Here is a 16,628-nt window from a genome sequence, read left to right on the forward strand (position 1 = left end):
TGGCAATTTGCCCGGCCCGACACCGCCGGCCTATAACCGTCTCCAACACCTGAGATCGAAGAAAAGTCGCTGGGGCGCGGTCGCGAGACCGCCGCCGGGAGGATGGCGCATGCGTGTTGCCGGGCGGGTAGAAGACATCGTCGAACGCGGCCTGTGCACCGGCTGCGGCGCCTGCGCAAGCCTGCTCGGCAACGATGCGCTCGGCATGGACCTTTCCCCTGACGGGTTCATGCGGCCGCGCCGCCGACGCCGGCTGAAGGACACCGAACAGGTCACGGTCATGCAGGTCTGCACGGGAAACCGGCTGTCAGGGCCAGCGCCCGAGGATGCCGCCGCTCCGCACCCGATCTTCGGGCCGATCCTGCATCTGGCCAGGGGCCACGCCACCGACCCGGAGATCCGCTTTAGAAGCGCCACCGGCGGCGTGCTGACGGCGCTCGCGCTCTATCTCGTCGAAAGCGGTGAGGTCGACGGCATCCTCCAGGTCGGCGTTTCCAGCGACAACCCGTTGCTCAACGATGTCAGCTTCAACACCAGTCGCGAGCAGATCGTCGCCTCGTCCGGCTCGCGCTACGGGCCGACGGCACCGCTCAGGGACATCATGGCCATGCTCGACAGCGGCCGGCGCTTCGCCTTCATCGGCAAGCCCTGCGACATCGCCACATTGCGCAACCTGGCCCGGGTCGACGCGCGCGTCGACAGGCAGATCCCCTACATGCTGGCGATGTTCTGCGGCGGCAACCCCAGCATTTCAGCCACCTACAACATCGTCAGGCGCTTCGGTGAAGACCACCGCGACGTCGACGAGTTCCGCTATCGCGGCCATGGCTGGCCGGGCCCGACCTATGTCCGCACGCGCCAGGGCAAGGAGCACCGCCAGAGCTACGACGAGACCTGGTTCTCGAACCTCACCTACGAGCTGATGTTTCGCTGCAAGATCTGCGCCGACGGTACAGGCGAGCATGCCGATGTCGTCGCCGGCGATTGCTGGGTGATGGAGAACGGCAAGCCAAGCCATCGCGAGGCCGGTGACGGCTGGAACATGCACATCGCCCGCACCGTGCGCGGCACGCAGTTGATCGAGGATGCGGTCGTTGCCGGCTACCTCCACGAGGAGCCGTTTTCGGTCGCCGAGCTGGAAGCCATGCACGACGACCATGGCCTCAAGAAGCGTTCGGTCTTTTGGCGGCTTACGGCCCTAGCCCTGACGGCCCAGCCGTTTCCCGACCATGGCGCGCTGCGGGTGGTGCAGGCCGGCCTTGCTGCCAGCTGGCGCGAACGCTGGGCGGCCTTCCGCGGCACACTCGCGCGATCGCTCAAGCGCCGCAACCGCGAGAGCCCTGTTACCTCGGGCACCTTCGCCCCTGACACCACGACAAGCTGAAAACACCGATCCAAGGAGGAAACCATGTCTGTCGATCATCTCCGCGCCAAGCTCTCCGGCTCAGGCCCCGCGCTGTTTTTCCCCGACCCCGAGGTTCCGGCGATCTTCAATTTCGACCAGGGACTTGCCGCGCCCGAGACCTTCCCGACCGAGGATCTGGTCCGTCTCGCTCGCAAGGCGCTCGACGAGCACGGCGCCAAGGTGCTCGACTATTTCGACCCGGCAACCGGCTATGAGGAGCTGGTCTATGGCTTCAAGGGCCTGCGCAAGGAGCTATCGGACCGCATAGAACGCACCCAGGGCAAGCAGCTCGGCACGCTTGGCGTCATCCTGACCTCGGGCTCGGTGCAGGGTATCGCGCTTGCCGCCAACGGTTACGTCAATCCGGGTGACGTTGTCGTTGCCGAGGCCGCGTCCTTCCCTTATGCGCTGCGCTTCATGCAGATGGCTGGCGGTGACCTGCGCACGGTTGCGGTCGACGACCATGGCATGGATATCGACGCGCTCGAAGTCCTGCTGAACAAGGTCAGGGCCGAGGGCAAGAAGGTCAAGGTCGTCTACACCATCCCGACCTTCCAGACCCCGACCTGCACCGAGATGTCGGCGCCGCGCCGGCGCCAGCTGCTTAAGCTCGCGAGCGAGCACGACTTCCTCATCATCGAGGACAATGTCTATGGCGACCTGCGTTTTGCCGGGGAGGAGCTGCCGACCTTGCTCAGCCTCGACACCGACGACCGCGTCATCCAGTGCGGCAGCTTCTCCAAGATCGTCGCACCGGCGCTGCGTCTTGGCTGGATCGCCGGTCCGGCTGCGGCTATCGAACCCATCGCTGCCGTTCGCCAGGATCTCGGTGTCGGCCAGTGGCACGCCCGCGTCATGACCTCCTACATATCGGAAGGTCTGCTCGACGAGCACATCGCCGAGGTCAACAAGGTCTACAAGAGCAAGGCCGAAACGGCGGCGCGCGCCGTGCGCGATCATTGCGGCAACTATGTCACCTTCCGCATGCCACAGGGCTCGTTCTACCTCTGGCTCGAGATTGACGAACGCGTCGACTGGCAGCGCGCCGCCGAGCTGTCGGCCAAACAAGGCATCTTCTTCCGTCCAGGCGAGCGCTTCATGGGTGAGAGCGACGGCCGCCAGTTCCTGCGCCTGGCCTACAGCCATGTCAGCGAGGACATCATCGAGCGCGGCATCAAAAAGCTTGGCGAAATCCTCAGCGCCTGCGCCAGGGTTGCGGCATGAGGAATCCGGCTCGCACGATCGCGGGGGGATTCGTCTATCCCGAATGCCCCCGCTGGCATGACGGGCAGCTGTGGTTTGCTGACCAGCATGACGGCCTCGTCCACGTGCTGGATAGCGACGGCACCAGGCGCGACAGCTTCGCCGTGCCGGGCGGTCCATCCGGCATGGGCTGGCTGCCCGATGGCGACCTGCTTGTCGTCTCGATGAACGATCGCAAGCTGTTCCGACGCAGCCGCGACGGCAAACTCACGCTCCATGCCGATCTCGCCGGCGTCCACCCGTTCCATTCCAACGACATGGTCGTCGATGACGAAGGCCGCGCCTATGTCGGCAATATCGGCTTCGACTTCTATGCCGGCCAGCCGCCGGCGCCGACGGTGCTGGCCATGGTCGCGCCGGATGGCGGCGTCTACATTGTCGCCGATGGCCTGATGTGTCCCAACGGCGCTGTCATTTCGCTCGACGGCCGCACCTTGATCATCGCCGAGTCGATGGCCGCGCGTCTCACCGCCTTCGACATCGGCACGGATGGCCATCTCGCCAATCGACGGCTGTTCGCGGCGGTCGACGGCCACGTGCCCGACGGCATCTGCCTCGACGCCGACGGGCATGTCTGGGCGGCATCGCCCTATGAAAAGACGGTGCTGCGGATCAGCCCGGCGGGCGAGATCGTCGATCGGGTCGTCATCTCTGACGCCAGCCCCTACGCCTGCATGCTCGGCGGCCCCGATGGCCGCGACCTCTTCATCTGCGTTGCCCCGCACCACGCTCCCGAGGTCACGACGAAACTCAGGGGAGGGCGGATCGACATTGTCCGCGCCCCCGCACCGGGAGCCGGACGGCCATGAGCGAAGCCTCCAGCGTCGAACGCTTCAATCCGCCCGGCATGGCTTTTTCCGGCATGAGCCAGGCCGTCGGCTGCGGCGATTTCGTGCTCGTCTCCGGGCAGGTTGCGCTCAGGGACGGGCGGATCGTCTGCACCGGCGATCCGGCCGGGCAAACCGAGCAGGTGTTCCGCAACATCGAGGCGGTGCTGACTGAGGCTGGTCTCACACGTGCCCATGTCGTATCGCTGCGCTGTTTCCTGACCAGCCCGGATGCCTATCAGGCCTATGCCTCGGTCAAGAACCGAATCTTCGCCGACAACCCGCCGGCGGCGAGCGCGATGGTCGTCACAGCACTCGTCCTGCCCGAGATCATGGTCGAGGTCGAGGCGGTCGCCTGGCGCCACGCGCTTGCCAAACCGGGCGTGGTGTAGAACCTAGCCGCTACCTGAAATTGGCCGAGTCGGGTCCGCCCGGCCGGCCGCGCGCTTGCGGAGGCCTAGCCTTGTCCATCACCATGTACGGCATCAAGAACTGCGACACGATCAAGAAGGCCCGTACCTGGCTCGAAGGCCACGGCGTCGCCTACGACTTCCACGATTACAAGGCCGTTGGCATCGACCGCACAAGCCTGGAGGCCTGGGTCAAGGAGTTCGGCTGGGAAACCGTGCTCAACCGCGCCGGCACCACCTTCAAGAAGCTGCCCGATGCGGACAAGGAAGGCCTCGACGCCGACAAGGCGATCGCCTTGATGCTCGCCCAACCCTCGATGATCAAGCGTCCGATGCTCGACCTCGGCAGCCGCCGCATCGTCGGCTTCAAGCCGGAAGCCTACGAGGCCGCATTCCCGGGCTAAATGGCCCGGGCTGACAATGCCGGGTGACGCGCCTGGCTATCCGGCCCTTGTACCGAACCGAGCCATCGTCGTCGCCACCTCCTCGCGTAGCCAACTTGAGAAGTCGCGCACCTTGCGGCCCGGCCGCTCCAGCTTCGAGCTGACCAGATAGTAGCCGAGCCCGCTGGCTACCGTGATGCCGAACGGCGCCACCAGCCGGCCATCGGCCAGCGCGTCGGCCGACAGCAACTGCCAGGCCAGCGCCACGCCCTGTCCGGCGACCGCCGCGTCGATGCCAAGGATCGGATCAGTGAAGGAAGGCCCTGCCGGCTGCACCGGAAACGGCCTTTGCAAGCCGGCCGCCTCGAACCAGCGCTCCCAGCTGATCATCGTGCTCTCGTCGGCGATGACGGGCAGATGCGCGAGATCGGCAGGCTGCTTGAGCTTCGCTGCCAGTGCCGGCGCGCAGACCGGAAACACCTCCTGCGCCAGTAGCAGCTCTGCCCGCACACCAGGCCATGTGCCGTCGCCCATACGGATCGCCAGGTCGACGTCGGAGTGGTCGAGATCGACCAGCCCGGTCGAGGCGTCGATCCTGAGCTTGATCTTGGCATGGCGCTGGTTGAAGCGGCTGAGCCGCTGCACCAGGAAGCGCGAGGCAAAGGCCGGTGCCACCGACACCACCAGCACATTCGAGGCTGTCTCGTCAGCCAGCGCCACCGCGCGCCCCAGTTCCTGGAAGCCGCTGGTCAGCCGGGCGCAGAACTCCGCCCCGAAGGCGGTCAGCGCAAGTCCCGCGCCGGTGCGCTGGAAGACAGCGCGACCCAGTTGCGCCTCGGTGCGGGCGATCTGCTGGCTCACCGCGCTGGCCGAGACGCCAAGTTCCGCTGCCGCCTTGACCAGCGAGCCGCAGCGCGCGACGCTCTCCACCGCGCGGAGCCCGTTCAGATGCACGCGATTGAGTGCCTGACTTGAGATTTTCTAAACTCCGTCCGCGACATTCTTGATTGTAGAGCAAGCGTTTGTAGCGAAAATAGTGCGAAAGGATCAATACTTCAGGAGAAGTCAGATGAAGATTTTCTCAAGCCTTTCCAACCTGCTCCAGGGCCAACGCGACAGCCGCGGCATCGACACGGAGCGTTTCCTCGGCTGGCTGCGCGATCCGCTTTCCCATCCCGACATCGAGCGCATGGATGCGCGCGAGCTCGGCGACCTGCCGCTGGGCCGCGGTTTCAGGCCGGCTCTCCCGGTGCCGGGCGAAGGAAGCTGCAGGGCTTAGAGGCATGGTCCCGAAAGGCGGTTTCCGTTTTTCGGCAACGATCATGCTCAGGCAACAGGCATGATCCCAGGTGATCATGCCTGGATGAAAAGCAGAATGATGGCGTGGCCAAGCACGTCGAGCGCCGCCGCCGCCAGTGTCGCCACGCTCAGCCCGAAGCCGATCGCGCGCTGCCATTGCGCCGCCCGTTCATGGGTGAAATGCCAGGCATGAACCACGCGGCCGAAGGTGAAGGCCGCGCCCAGCACATGGATCGCCACCGCCGGCGCGCCAAGCGCCGCCGCGAATCCCAACAGCACCAGCATGACAGGAATGTTCTCGATGGCGTTGGCGTGGCCACGCATCGCGCGGCCGAGATGAGCAACACCGCCGTCGCCGATCAGCACCATGTGCCTGCGCCTGACCAGTGCCGTCGCCAGCGTCAGCCACATGAGGATCAGGGCGTTGAGCGCAGCGTAAAGCGCTGCTGCTGCGTATGCTGGCTGGTCCATCTCGTTCCCCGCAGTCTCTAAATGACCAAACTGTAATATTCCGGTGCGGAAAATCGCCACGATCCGGCCCGCATTGCCATAGCCGGCCGCCGCAGGGGATTCCCTTGTGCCACGAAGTGTGACTTCATGCGGCCAACTGGCAATGCCCCGTCTCCGAAAGGAACCCGGAACCGTGTTCATATCCTTCTTCCCGCAGCCGAAGCTGTTCTTTTCCTCGGCTGCGTTGTGGAGCCTGGCGCTCGTTCTCTTCTGGTTCTTCGGGGGCGCGCAACTGGGCGCCTTGGTCGGCCTGCCGCCGGCGGCCCCAGGCACGCCGCCGATCATCGGTATCACGGTGTTCCTGTCGGCGCCGTTCATGTGGTTCTACATCTATTATGTCGTCGGCGTTCTGCTCTTCTATGCCTTCTGGCGCTGGTATTCGCCCCATCCATGGCAGCGCTGGTCGATCCTCGTCACCTCGGTCATCCTGTTCCTGATCTATTTCAACGTTCAGGTCAGCGTCGCTGTGAACAACTGGTACGGCCCCTTCTTCGACTACGTGCAGGGGCTGATGGGCGGCACCGCCGAGTCGACCAACGCCGAGTTCTACGCCGGCGCCGCCAGCTTCGCCTGGCTGGCGCTGATCGGCATGAACGTCTCGGTCGTCAACGCCTATGTGGTGCAGCACTGGATCTTCCGCTGGCGCACCGCAATGAACGACTACTTCATGGAGAACTGGAGCAAGCTGCGCCACATCGAAGGTGCCTCGCAGCGTATCCAGGAAGACACCATGCGCTTCGCCCAGATCATGGAGGATCTGGGTTCCAGCTTCGTGGCGTCGATCATGACGCTGATCGCCTTCCTGCCTGTTCTCATCGAGCTTCAGAAGCACATCACCGAACTGCCGATCATAGGCGTCGTCCCGCAGCCTCTCATCCTGGCCGCGATCGGCTGGTGCTTGCTCGGCACGCTGTCGGTCATGCTGGCTGGTGTGAAGCTGCCGGGCCTGCAGTTCCGCAACCAGCGCGTCGAGGCTGCCTACCGTAAGGAGTTGGTCTATGGCGAGGATCACGCCGATCGCGCTCAGCCCGCGACCACCACCGAGCTTTTCACCAATGTGCGCAAGAACTATTTCCGGCTCTATGCGCACTACATCTACTTCAACGTCGTCCGCTACACCTACCTGCAGGCCGACAACATTTTCTCCTTCATCATCCTCGGGCCGTCGATCGTCGCGCACAAGATCACGCTTGGTCCGATGAACCAGATCTCCAACGCCTTCGGACGTGTCACGGGATCGCTGCAGTTCCTGCTCAATTCCTGGTCAACCATCGTCGAGCTGCAGTCGGTGCACAAGCGCCTGCGCGCCTTCGAGGCCACGCTGTCGGGCGAACCGCTGCCCGACATTGACCAGCGCTACCTCGAACGCGAAAAGGGCGGCTTGAAGCCGGAAGACCAGCCGGTGACGTGATAACGTCAACGTTTAAGCACCTCGTGAGCGAGTGACACGAGCGGAGAGTGTCGGGAAGCCATGCCGCGAAGGCAGCGACACCAGATGCGGTGCAGGATTTGCGCGCTAGCTGGTGGGCCGCCGCCTCAACCGGCCAGGTTGCCTGCCCGAAAGTCGCCGCTCACCCGCCGGTCTGCACCGGCGCCTCATTGCGCCGCGCCACATAGTCGGCATAGCTGATACATTCGACATCCGATTTCACGCACACCTCACCGGCGAAGCGCTCCAGCGCGCGCCAGTAGGCGCCATCGTTCATCAGCGTGAAGTGGAAGCCGATCTGCAACGCAACGCGTCCGCCCGCATATTGGGTGTCGAAGGCCTTGCGGAACGCGCCATAGGCGCGGCTTTCGTACTTTGCCGCCTCTTCAGGCTTGTCGACGCCGCCGGAGTGGCGGACGAACAGATTGTAGTCCATCGCGATGATGCGCCGCTCCGACGGCCCTTCGGGAATCTGCGGCAGGGCAAAATCCAGCATGGTGCCGTTGAGTCTGGGTTCTTCCGGCCCGTGTGACACGCCGCTGGCATTGTAGGCAAAACCCTTGTCGCGCAGCGTCGCCGTCAGCCCCTTGCTGTCGGAGAGATAGGGCGCGCGAAATCCCTTCACCGACGCCGCGATGCTGGCCCAGCCCTCGGGTTCGGGCGAAATGCCGTTGATCTTGTAGGCATCGCGCATGATCGTCGAAAACGCGTCGAACTCCTTGGTCCACTCGGCCTTGCTCCACTTGCCGCCGTCGAAATGGCCGCAGGCGTGGCTGGCGATGTCGTGGCCCTCGGCGGCGGCGAGATTGATCTGCCCAAGGCGGTCGACGACTTCCTTCTTGGTCATGGCGAAGCCGACATTAGACTTGCCGGCCGACCGTCCCGGCGCCTGGTAGCTGCCACGCGTCTCGCGCGACAACAGGAACACGCAAGACAGGAAATAGGTGAAGCGCGCGCCCGTGCGCGCCGCAAGCTCGCGGCTGCGCTTCCATTGCGCCAGGTCATGGGCGCCGTCGAACGAAATCAGCACGATCTGCGGCTTCTTGACGTCCTCGACCTTGGGAGCAGGCCCAGCTATCGCCGGCAGTGCAGCCAGGGACGCGGACAACAAGACACTAAGACGGAACGCTTTGGACATCTGACCGGATCTGAACACTATTTCTTGAGCTGGGGCGAAAGTGGCTTCGCTGCGCGATAGGCCGCAAATGTGGCACGGATGCGTTTGCGGTGGAATGCGGCATGCAGCGCCCGGTGGCAGGGCACCGGCCACCACAAGGAGGGAGATCACGCCTTCATCCGCGCCGAGGCCAATCACCGCCCTCTTTGCTTCCTCGCGCCAACGCTGCAGGGGCGAGCGCCGCCGGCGATGCGACTAATCTCCCTCCTTGTGGGGGAGATGGCCGGCAGGCCAGAGGGGGCGAAGGATCACAACGCCAAAGGTTTGCTTCGTAGGGCACCACCGCGGCGATGCGAGAACTTGCCCTCCCACCGAATTTCCGCCCCGCCCCCTTCCATGACGGCAAAATTCCGCTAAAACGCAGGCTCAAACGGCCCCCGAGGGGCAAAGGTGATTGGATAGTATGTCGGACGACAGTTTCTTTCGTGAGGTCAACGAGGAAATTCGCCAGGACAAGGCGAAGGCCCTGTGGGACAGTTATGGCCCCGCAGCCATCGTCATCGCCGTGCTGGTCGTCATCGGCACCGGCCTGTTCGTGGCCTGGGAATATTGGGTCGAGACCAAGGCCAACAGCTCCGGCGACCAGTTTTCGCAGGCGCTGACGCTCGCCAATTCCGGCAAGGCCGACGAAGCGCTTGCCGCATTCGATGCGCTCGAAAAGGACGGCTACGGTGCCTATCCGTTGCTCGCCCGTATGCGTGCCGCCACCGTCCAGGCCGACAAGGGAGACTTCAAGGCCGCCATCGCCGGCTTCGACGAAGTGGCCGCCGACAGCTCGATCCCCAACGTCATTCGCGACGTCGCCCGCCTGCGCGCGGCACTGCTGCTTGTCGACAATGGCTCCTACGCCGATGTCTCGGCTCGCGTCGAAGCGCTGACCAACGACACCAACCCGCTGCGCCACTCGGCCCGCGAGGCCCTCGGCCTCGCCGCCTGGAAGGAAGGCAAGCTCCCCGACGCGCTCAAGCTGTTCGAGCAGATTTCCTCCGACGAAGGCGCGCCGCGCAATGCGCGTCAACGCTCCAACCTCCTGGCCGAACTGATCCGCGGTTCCGGCAACGCGTCGTGATGCGGGCCCGATGGCATTCAAGATCGCGATAATCGGCCGGCCCAACGTCGGCAAATCCACCCTTTTCAACCGCCTGGTTGGAAAGAAGATCGCCCTTGTCGACGACACGCCCGGCGTGACGCGCGACCGCCGGGTCCATGCGGCGAAGCTCTACGATCTCGTCTTCGACGTCATTGACACCGCGGGCTTCGAGGACGCGGCCGCAGCGACCTTGCAGGGCCGCATGCGGGCGCAGACAGAGATCGCCATCAAGGAAGCCGATCTCATCTTCTTCATGGTCGACGCCAAGGCAGGCTTGACCCCTGACGACCGCACCTTCGTCGAGATCGTTCGACGTTCCGGCAAGCCGGTGGTGCTCGTCGCCAACAAGTCCGAGGCGCGTGGCGCATCGAGTGGCGCGCTCGAAGCCTGGGAACTCGGCATCGGCGAGCCGGTGCAGATTTCGGCAGAACATGGCCAAGGCATGCCTGACCTGCGCGACGCCGTTGTCGAAGCTCTCGGCAAGGAGCGCGTCTTCGAAGATGACGAGGACGAAGCAGACGACATCGCTGAAAGCGACGTGCTGATCGGCGAGGACATCGCCGATCCCGACGCCGAGGACGTCCATGCCTATGACGAGACCAAGCCGCTGCGCATCGCTGTCGTTGGTCGGCCCAATGCCGGCAAGTCGACGCTGATCAATGCGCTGATCGGCGAGGAGCGCCTGCTCACCGGGCCCGAAGCCGGCATCACCCGCGATTCGATTTCGGTCGACTGGGACTGGCAGGGCCGCAGCATCAAGATGTTTGATACTGCCGGCATGCGCCGCAAGGCGAAGGTGCAGGAAAAGCTCGAGAAGATGTCGGTGCAGGACGGCCTGCGCGCCATCCGCTTCGCCGAGATCGTCATCATCGTGCTCGATGCAACGATCCCGTTCGAGAAACAGGACCTGCAGATCGCCGACCTGATCATTCGCGAGGGCAGGGCGCCGGTCATCGCCTTCAACAAGTGGGACCTCATCGACAATCCGCAGGAAGCGCTGGCCGAACTGCGCGAGAAGACCGAACGGCTGTTGCCGCAGGCGCGTGGCCTGCAGGCAGTGCCGATGTCGGCGGAGACTGGCCGCGGGCTGGAAAAGCTGATGGACGCGGTGATGAAGACCCACCGGGTCTGGAACAGCCGCGTCTCGACGGGCAAGCTCAACCGCTGGCTCGAAGGCATCCTCGCCCATCATCCGCCGCCCGCCGTCGCTGGCCGCCGGCTCAAGATCAAGTACATCACCCAGGCCAAGACAAGGCCGCCTGGCTTCGTTCTGTCCTGCTCGCGCCCCGATGCGATGCCGCAGTCCTATGTGCGTTATCTCGTCAACAACCTGCGCGAATCCTTCGACATGCCCGGCGTGCCGATCCGCATGGCGCTGCGCACCTCCGACAATCCGTTTGCCGGCCGCGCCAAGAAAAAGAAATGAAACATCGAAGGGCTCGCCACATGCGGGCCCTTTTTGCATTGCGCCAACGTTGCGTCCGTTAACGCTCCATCAAGGTTAATGCATCATTTTCCTCTCCAGTAGGGTGTGTTGCGTCCTGGAGAGTTTCAGTGCATCGAGGTGTTGTGAAGCGGCGGTTTGCTGCTGCCCGCGAGGGAAGACGTTCGTTCCTGGCGCCGGCCGTCGTCGGCCTCGGCATCTGGCTCGGCTTTCCCACCGTGGCTGCCTATCAGGACATGACCAGCCTCGTCTCAGGCCTCGAAGGCCAGAACACCCGCTGGAGCTCCTACGTCGAGAAGGCCGCGGCAGGCTCGGTGCACGCCGGCGAAATGCCTTTCGTCGACGGCATCATCACCGGCCCGATTTCGGGTTCAGGCGTCAAGATCGCCGGCGTCGGCACCGTCTCGTTCCGCGGCAAGAAATTCGGCTCCTCCGACCTGCCCGATGAGGACCGCATCGTCCGCGTCGACAAGAAAAGCCGCCTCGCCAACATCTCCAGGGTCAACCCGCCGAAGAACTTCACCGCCGGCTCGGTGTTCGAGCGTACCAGTTCGCTCTTGCGCCCCGCTCTCGACAGCGGCCTCAAGCTGACTTTCGCCAAGCCCGACATCAAGGGCAAGGAAGTCGAGATCGCCGCCGCCTTCCACGTCAAGGAAACCAAGACGCGTACGCCTGGCGTGCCGGCGATGCTGGCGTCGCTGGTCAACAACGACAATGCCGACGTGCTGGCCACCGCCTATGCGCCGGCCGAGCCCGACTATGCCAAGGCTTCGCCATTCGAGGCGCTGTTGCGCAGCGACGACCAGAGCAGCGGCCGCTTCATCCCGCCGATGGGCAAGGGCGACCACTGGTGGCTGGCCAATCCGCTACCGGCGAGCGTGTTCTCCAAGGCCGAGCAGGCCTGCCTCGCCAGCGGCATCTACTTCGAGGCGCGCGGCGAATCGCTGCGCGGCCAGGCGGCTGTCGCCCAGGTCATCCTCAACCGCGTCCGCAACCCGGCCTATCCTGGCACCATCTGCGGCGTCGTCTACCAGAACGATGGCTGGTTCAACCGCTGCCAGTTCTCGTTTGCCTGCGACGGCATCAAGGACCGCGTCACCAGCCCCTCGCACTACAAGACCGCGCAGGAAGTCGCCATGGCGGTGACGGCCGGCAAAATCTTCATCCCGGAGGTCGGCTCGTCGACCCACTACTATGCCAACTACGTCAATCCCGGCTGGGCGCGCGGCATGAAGAAGATGACCAAGATCGGCCTGCATATCTTCTACCGTACCTATGGCGGCGGCTGGAGCTGATCGCATCCGGGCGGGCTTGCGGAGTCGGCCAACCGCCAGATTGCGCGCGGATTCGGCGGGCGATCGCGGAGCGGAGCCACGGGCAGGATGTCGCACTTCGGCAACTAGCTGATTTTCTTACATAAAATACTTAGTTAGATGGGCCTCCCCGTGGCTTGACGGGCAGGGGCCCTCTAACTATGTTGCCGGCGACTTTGAAGCGGACGAACGGATACGCTCGGACCGGGTGGGAGTTTGCAATGGCCAAGCCTTCGGGCCCAGGCGGAAACGGAAACACCCGGCCTGAAAATCGAGCCGAAAACGATCACCGCGACGACGAACTCGAGCGCCGTCGGCAACAGCTTGAAGCAACGCTTGCGACAAGACGCCAGACTGCCCGCGAGGGGGAAAAGAGTGCAGGTTCGAATGGTGTGACCGGCTACGGCCAGGCACTCAAGCTGTCCAGCGAGTTCATCGCGGGGATCGCGGTTGGTGTCGGACTGGGCTGGATCATCGATCGGATGGCAGGCACGTCGCCTTGGGGCTTGATCGTGTTTCTGCTGCTCGGTTTCGGTGCCGGGGTGCTCAATGTCCTGCGCTCGGCAGGAATGGTTACTGATGCCGGTATCCGGTCGCCCGATAAGCGCCCTGACGAACCGGAAAAGAAATAGCAGTGCCGCAAGGCGCAATTTAGGCGAAGGGGGGCCAGCGTGGCCAACGATCCAATTCATCAGTTTCAGATCTCGAAATTGATCCCGATCGAGATCGGTGGCCTCGACTTCTCCTTCACCAATTCGTCCGCCTTCATGGTTGCGACGGTGATCGTCGCCAGCGCCTTCCTGTTCCTGACGACGTCGAGCCGCGGCCTGGTGCCGAGCCGCCTGCAGTCGGTTTCGGAGATGTCTTACGAATTTGTCGCCTCGATGCTACGAGACGCGGCGGGTTCCCAGGGTATGCGCTTCTTCCCACTGGTGTTTTCGCTGTTCATGTTCGTGCTCGTCGCCAACCTGATCGGCCTGTTCCCCTACTTCTTCACCGTCACCAGCCATCTCATCGTCACCTTCGCCCTGGCACTGCTGGTCATCGGTACGGTCATCGTCTACGGCTTCATGAAGCATGGCTTCGGGTTCCTGAAGCTCTTCGTGCCGCACGGCGTGCCTGGCATCCTGGTGCCGCTGGTCGTGCTGATCGAAGTGATCTCGTTCCTGTCGCGTCCGATCAGCCTTTCGGTTCGTTTGTTCGCCAACATGCTGGCCGGTCACATCACGCTCAAGGTTTTCGCAGGTTTCGTCACTTCGCTCAGCGCATTCGGCGCTGTCGGCGTCGTCGGCTCGATCCTGCCGCTGTTCATGACGGTCGCGATCACCGGCTTGGAAGTCCTGGTCGCGTTCCTGCAAGCCTACGTGTTTGCGGTGCTGACCTGCATGTACCTCAACGACGCCCTGCACCCGGGCCACTAAGAATTCGACGGCGGCTGCCGCCGTCTTGGATAACCGCAACTAAATTTCGATCCACAAGGAGTTGGACAATGGAAGTTGAAGCAGCAAAGGCAATCGGCGCCGGCATCGCTTGTCTCGGCATGGGCGGCGCAGGCATCGGCCTGGGCACCATTTTCGGTAACTACCTGTCGGGCGCCCTGCGCAACCCGTCGGCAGCTGACGGCCAGTTCGGCCGCCTGATTTTCGGCTTCGCCGTTACCGAAGCTCTGGGCATTTTCTCGCTCCTCGTCGCTCTGCTGCTGCTCTTCGCATAAGAGCCGCGCAAGCGAGTTGACCGGCCGCGTGTCGCGGCCGGTGGGATGACAGGGGAAAGAGATGTTTGTCACGCCGGGTTACGCCGAGGAAGTCGCACCTGCGGCCGGGGAACCACATACCGACGCCGGTACTGCAGCGCACACGGAAACGGGTGCGGAGCATGGCGGTGGAGGCTTGTTTCCGCCTTTCGATACGTCGAACTATCCGTCGCAGCTGTTGTGGCTCGCGATCACTTTCGGCCTGTTCTATCTCTTCCTGAAGAATGTCGTGCTGCCGCGTGTCGGCGGCATCCTTGAGGTGCGCCGCGACCGCATCGCCGGGGACCTCGACCAGGCTGCCCGGATGAAGTCCGAGGCGGATGCGGCGGTTGCCGCATACGAACAGGAGCTTGCCGAGGCCAAGGCCAAGGCAAACGCCATCGGCCAGGAAGCACGCGACGAAGCCAAGGCGGAAGCCGAAGCCAAGCGCAAGGAAATCGAAGCCGGGCTCGACCAGAAGCTCACCGCTGCCGAAGCCCGCATTGCTACCATCAAGGCCAACGCCATGAAGGAAGTGGGAACCATCGCCGAGGACACCGCTGCTGCGATTGTCCAGGCACTGGGTACCGGCAAGGTCGACAAAGCTGACATCGCCGCCGCCGTCAAGGCAGCGGGCAAGTAGGAGAGGGGCCATGGACGCAACATTCTGGGCCACAGTCGCTCTCGTCATTTTCGTCGGCGTCGTCCTGTACCTGAAGGTGCCGGGCATGCTCTCGAAGTCGCTCGACGAACGCGCCGAACGCATTCGCGCCGAACTCGAAGATGCACGCAAGCTTCGTGAAGAAGCCCAGCAGCTGCTCGCCGAGTATCAGCGCAAGCGCAAGGAAGCGGAAAAGGAAGCCGCCGACATCGTCGAAGTGGCCAAGCGCGAAGCCGGCCTTCTCGCCGAAGAAGCTCACAAGAAGACCGAAGAGTATGTTGCTCGCCGGACTGCACTTGCCGAGCTGAAGATCGGCCAGGCGGAACGCGACGCAGTCAACGAAGTTCGCGCCAACGCTGTCGACCTTGCGGTCGAGGCAGCTCGCCAGATCTTCGCCGGCAAGGCCGACGCCAAGACCAACGCCGACCTGTTCAAGGGCTCGGTGCAGGAACTGAAGGCCAAGCTCAACTAAAACGGGCAGCCAAGCAGATTTGAAAAAAGCCGCTGGAACTTCCGGCGGCTTTTTTGTTTGCAGGTCTGCCAAGGGCGACTGTCTTTCGTTTGGCAGGAGCCGCTCCGGCGCGGCTTGCACATTGCCGCAGGCGCTGCTAGCCGGGTCACATGACCCAGATCGTCGAAATCGGTAAGTCCCGGGTGCTCCGTTTCAGCCAGAACGGTCCGGTGCTGGGCACGCCTGCTGACGCCAATGACTTCATCAGCGAGGCATGGTCGAACGAGGCGGACTTCCTCGCTATCCCCGTGGACAGGCTCGGGCCGGATTTTCTCAAGCTCAGCAGCGGCGTTGCCGGCGAGGTGTTCCAGAAATTCGTAAACTACGGTCTTGGGTGCGCCGTCGTCGGTGACATCACGCAGGCGCTCAATGGCAGCGGCGCACTTCGCGACTTCGTTCGCGAAACGAACAAGGGCAAGTCGATCTGGTTTGTTTCGGATTTCGACGAACTTGTGAGCAGGTTTTGAGAAGCCGTCACTTCGGGGCGAGCAGCGCCAGCGCGCGTCTTCGCTGTCGGGTCAGTCCCTGAACGGGGCGAAGGAAATGCGGTGCAGGCGCAGCGAAGCACCGTGCTCGACGATCGCCGCCCGGTGGCGGGCGGTCGCATAGCCCATATGGACTTCGAAGCCGTAGCGATTGTCGTTGGAGCCGCAGACCGACATCATGCGGTCGCGCGTGACCTTGGCAACGATCGAGGCAGCGGCGATGGATTGCGAGCGCTGGTCGCCCTTGACCAGAGCGCGGCAGGTGCAGGCGAGACCAGGCGGCACGTCGCGGCCGTCGGCAAGGGCCGACTTGGCCGTTATCGGCAGGCCTGCCAGCGCGCGGCGCATCGCTTCCAGGCTTGCCTTGCGGATATCGCTGCGGTCGATGCTGTCGGCCGAGACAGACGCCACGGCGACGCCCAGCGCCTTGTGCAGCACCTCGTCGAACAGCGCATCGCGTTGCGCGGCTGTCAGGCGTTTGGAATCGTCCAGCCCTGAAGGGATGTTGGCGGGGTCGAGCACAACGGCGGCAGCGACGACCGGGCCGGCGAGCGGCCCGCGCCCGGCTTCGTCGAGACCCGCGCATGGCCACAGGTCACCTGATATCGCTTTCGTTTCGAAGGCGAAGTCTGGCTTGTCGATGAATTCAAAGAGGGGCGGAGAATCGGAACGCGGGCGAGCCATAGTGC

General features: G+C 63.9%; 20 protein-coding genes. 16 read left to right on the forward strand and 4 right to left on the reverse strand.

The window, feature by feature from the left end:
* Nucleotides 1–109 precede the first annotated feature (109 nt).
* The 5 genes from IHE39_RS01040 to IHE39_RS01060 all read left to right on the forward strand — a co-directional run bounded on the left by IHE39_RS01040 (nucleotide 110) and on the right by IHE39_RS01060 (nucleotide 4,309).
* Nucleotides 110–1,384 carry a Coenzyme F420 hydrogenase/dehydrogenase, beta subunit C-terminal domain gene (locus IHE39_RS01040; protein ID WP_192565224.1) on the forward strand — a complete coding sequence of 425 codons (1,275 nt, stop codon included), beginning with the start codon at nucleotides 110–112 and terminating at the stop codon, nucleotides 1,382–1,384.
* Between the two features lie 24 nt (nucleotides 1,385–1,408).
* Entirely contained in the window at nucleotides 1,409–2,629 is a 1,221-nt protein-coding gene (locus tag IHE39_RS01045; RefSeq protein ID WP_192565225.1) for an aminotransferase-like domain-containing protein, read from the forward strand.
* Nucleotides 2,626–3,477 carry an SMP-30/gluconolactonase/LRE family protein gene (locus tag IHE39_RS01050; RefSeq protein ID WP_192565226.1) on the forward strand — a complete coding sequence of 284 codons (852 nt, stop codon included), beginning with the start codon at nucleotides 2,626–2,628 and terminating at the stop codon, nucleotides 3,475–3,477. Before IHE39_RS01045 ends, IHE39_RS01050 begins: the two co-directional genes overlap by 4 nt.
* Nucleotides 3,474–3,887 (forward strand): RidA family protein, encoded by a 414-nt coding sequence (locus IHE39_RS01055; RefSeq protein ID WP_192565227.1) that lies wholly within the window; start codon nucleotides 3,474–3,476, stop codon nucleotides 3,885–3,887. Before IHE39_RS01050 ends, IHE39_RS01055 begins: the two co-directional genes overlap by 4 nt.
* Before the next feature lie 71 nt (nucleotides 3,888–3,958).
* Nucleotides 3,959–4,309 (forward strand): ArsC family reductase, encoded by a 351-nt coding sequence (locus tag IHE39_RS01060; RefSeq protein ID WP_192565228.1) that lies wholly within the window; start codon nucleotides 3,959–3,961, stop codon nucleotides 4,307–4,309.
* A 36-nt stretch (nucleotides 4,310–4,345) separates the two neighbouring features.
* On the opposite strand, the gene IHE39_RS01065 is transcribed toward IHE39_RS01060, so the two are convergent.
* Entirely contained in the window at nucleotides 4,346–5,242 is an 897-nt protein-coding gene (locus IHE39_RS01065) for a LysR substrate-binding domain-containing protein (RefSeq protein ID WP_192565229.1), read from the reverse strand.
* Nucleotides 5,243–5,357: 115 nt separating this feature from the next.
* Here IHE39_RS01065 and IHE39_RS01070 point away from each other — a divergent pair, with 115 nt between their 5' ends.
* Nucleotides 5,358–5,567, forward strand: a complete 210-nt coding sequence (locus tag IHE39_RS01070) for a hypothetical protein (RefSeq protein WP_184769480.1) — start codon at nucleotides 5,358–5,360, stop codon at nucleotides 5,565–5,567.
* 74 nt (nucleotides 5,568–5,641) lie between these two features.
* On the opposite strand, the gene IHE39_RS01075 is transcribed toward IHE39_RS01070, so the two are convergent.
* Nucleotides 5,642–6,058, reverse strand: a complete 417-nt coding sequence (locus IHE39_RS01075) for an MAPEG family protein (protein ID WP_192565230.1) — start codon at nucleotides 6,056–6,058, stop codon at nucleotides 5,642–5,644.
* Nucleotides 6,059–6,230: 172 nt separating this feature from the next.
* On the opposite strand from IHE39_RS01075, the gene sbmA reads away from it, so the two are divergent.
* Nucleotides 6,231–7,508 carry a peptide antibiotic transporter SbmA gene (gene sbmA, locus IHE39_RS01080; RefSeq protein WP_192565231.1) on the forward strand — a complete coding sequence of 426 codons (1,278 nt, stop codon included), beginning with the start codon at nucleotides 6,231–6,233 and terminating at the stop codon, nucleotides 7,506–7,508.
* 160 nt (nucleotides 7,509–7,668) lie between these two features.
* Here sbmA and IHE39_RS01085 read toward each other — a convergent pair whose 3' ends face one another.
* Nucleotides 7,669–8,664, reverse strand: coding sequence for a polysaccharide deacetylase family protein (locus IHE39_RS01085; protein ID WP_192565232.1), 996 nt, complete (start codon nucleotides 8,662–8,664; stop codon nucleotides 7,669–7,671).
* A gap of 442 nt (nucleotides 8,665–9,106) precedes the next feature.
* Here IHE39_RS01085 and IHE39_RS01090 point away from each other — a divergent pair, with 442 nt between their 5' ends.
* From IHE39_RS01090 to IHE39_RS01130, 9 genes are all read left to right on the forward strand, one after another.
* The gene (locus tag IHE39_RS01090; protein ID WP_184769476.1) at nucleotides 9,107–9,772 is read left to right on the forward strand and encodes a tetratricopeptide repeat protein; all 666 of its coding nucleotides are present in this window, start codon (nucleotides 9,107–9,109) and stop codon (nucleotides 9,770–9,772) included.
* Between the two features lie 10 nt (nucleotides 9,773–9,782).
* Nucleotides 9,783–11,219: a ribosome biogenesis GTPase Der gene (gene der, locus IHE39_RS01095; RefSeq protein WP_184769475.1), complete on the forward strand. Its 1,437-nt coding sequence runs from the start codon at nucleotides 9,783–9,785 to the stop codon at nucleotides 11,217–11,219.
* Nucleotides 11,220–11,347: 128 nt separating this feature from the next.
* The gene (locus IHE39_RS01100; RefSeq protein WP_192565233.1) at nucleotides 11,348–12,532 is read left to right on the forward strand and encodes a cell wall hydrolase; all 1,185 of its coding nucleotides are present in this window, start codon (nucleotides 11,348–11,350) and stop codon (nucleotides 12,530–12,532) included.
* A gap of 239 nt (nucleotides 12,533–12,771) precedes the next feature.
* A complete protein-coding gene (locus IHE39_RS01105; protein WP_184769473.1) occupies nucleotides 12,772–13,182 on the forward strand; it encodes an AtpZ/AtpI family protein in 411 nt (136 codons plus the stop codon).
* Nucleotides 13,183–13,221: 39 nt separating this feature from the next.
* The gene (locus tag IHE39_RS01110) at nucleotides 13,222–13,971 is read left to right on the forward strand and encodes a F0F1 ATP synthase subunit A (RefSeq protein ID WP_184769472.1); all 750 of its coding nucleotides are present in this window, start codon (nucleotides 13,222–13,224) and stop codon (nucleotides 13,969–13,971) included.
* A gap of 68 nt (nucleotides 13,972–14,039) precedes the next feature.
* The gene (locus IHE39_RS01115; RefSeq protein WP_182575428.1) at nucleotides 14,040–14,264 is read left to right on the forward strand and encodes a F0F1 ATP synthase subunit C; all 225 of its coding nucleotides are present in this window, start codon (nucleotides 14,040–14,042) and stop codon (nucleotides 14,262–14,264) included.
* Nucleotides 14,265–14,325: 61 nt separating this feature from the next.
* A complete protein-coding gene (locus IHE39_RS01120; RefSeq protein ID WP_184769471.1) occupies nucleotides 14,326–14,925 on the forward strand; it encodes a F0F1 ATP synthase subunit B in 600 nt (199 codons plus the stop codon).
* A 10-nt stretch (nucleotides 14,926–14,935) separates the two neighbouring features.
* Entirely contained in the window at nucleotides 14,936–15,415 is a 480-nt protein-coding gene (locus IHE39_RS01125; RefSeq protein ID WP_184769470.1) for a F0F1 ATP synthase subunit B, read from the forward strand.
* A gap of 149 nt (nucleotides 15,416–15,564) precedes the next feature.
* Entirely contained in the window at nucleotides 15,565–15,921 is a 357-nt protein-coding gene (locus tag IHE39_RS01130) for a DUF4180 domain-containing protein (protein WP_192565234.1), read from the forward strand.
* 51 nt (nucleotides 15,922–15,972) lie between these two features.
* Here the strand turns inward: IHE39_RS01130 and rnhB are convergent, their stop codons facing one another.
* Nucleotides 15,973–16,623 carry a ribonuclease HII gene (gene rnhB, locus IHE39_RS01135; protein ID WP_184769468.1) on the reverse strand — a complete coding sequence of 217 codons (651 nt, stop codon included), beginning with the start codon at nucleotides 16,621–16,623 and terminating at the stop codon, nucleotides 15,973–15,975.
* Nucleotides 16,624–16,628: the final 5 nt, after the last annotated feature.

This window comes from Aminobacter carboxidus (assembly GCF_014863355.1).
Taxonomy (GTDB): domain Bacteria; phylum Pseudomonadota; class Alphaproteobacteria; order Rhizobiales; family Rhizobiaceae; genus Aminobacter; species Aminobacter carboxidus.

Coding starts and splice junctions, on each gene's coding strand:
- IHE39_RS01040 (WP_192565224.1), top strand. CDS start 110: ATGCGTGTTGCCGGGCGGGTAGAAGACATCGTCGAACGCGGCCTGTGC.
- IHE39_RS01045 (WP_192565225.1), top strand. CDS start 1,409: ATGTCTGTCGATCATCTCCGCGCCAAGCTCTCCGGCTCAGGCCCCGCG.
- IHE39_RS01050 (WP_192565226.1), top strand. CDS start 2,626: ATGAGGAATCCGGCTCGCACGATCGCGGGGGGATTCGTCTATCCCGAA.
- IHE39_RS01055 (WP_192565227.1), top strand. CDS start 3,474: ATGAGCGAAGCCTCCAGCGTCGAACGCTTCAATCCGCCCGGCATGGCT.
- IHE39_RS01070 (WP_184769480.1), top strand. CDS start 5,358: ATGAAGATTTTCTCAAGCCTTTCCAACCTGCTCCAGGGCCAACGCGAC.
- IHE39_RS01075 (WP_192565230.1), bottom strand. CDS start 6,058: ATGGACCAGCCAGCATACGCAGCAGCAGCGCTTTACGCTGCGCTCAAC.
- IHE39_RS01085 (WP_192565232.1), bottom strand. CDS start 8,664: ATGTCCAAAGCGTTCCGTCTTAGTGTCTTGTTGTCCGCGTCCCTGGCT.
- IHE39_RS01090 (WP_184769476.1), top strand. CDS start 9,107: ATGTCGGACGACAGTTTCTTTCGTGAGGTCAACGAGGAAATTCGCCAG.
- der (WP_184769475.1), top strand. CDS start 9,783: ATGGCATTCAAGATCGCGATAATCGGCCGGCCCAACGTCGGCAAATCC.
- IHE39_RS01105 (WP_184769473.1), top strand. CDS start 12,772: ATGGCCAAGCCTTCGGGCCCAGGCGGAAACGGAAACACCCGGCCTGAA.
- IHE39_RS01115 (WP_182575428.1), top strand. CDS start 14,040: ATGGAAGTTGAAGCAGCAAAGGCAATCGGCGCCGGCATCGCTTGTCTC.
- IHE39_RS01120 (WP_184769471.1), top strand. CDS start 14,326: ATGTTTGTCACGCCGGGTTACGCCGAGGAAGTCGCACCTGCGGCCGGG.
- IHE39_RS01125 (WP_184769470.1), top strand. CDS start 14,936: ATGGACGCAACATTCTGGGCCACAGTCGCTCTCGTCATTTTCGTCGGC.
- IHE39_RS01130 (WP_192565234.1), top strand. CDS start 15,565: ATGACCCAGATCGTCGAAATCGGTAAGTCCCGGGTGCTCCGTTTCAGC.
- rnhB (WP_184769468.1), bottom strand. CDS start 16,623: ATGGCTCGCCCGCGTTCCGATTCTCCGCCCCTCTTTGAATTCATCGAC.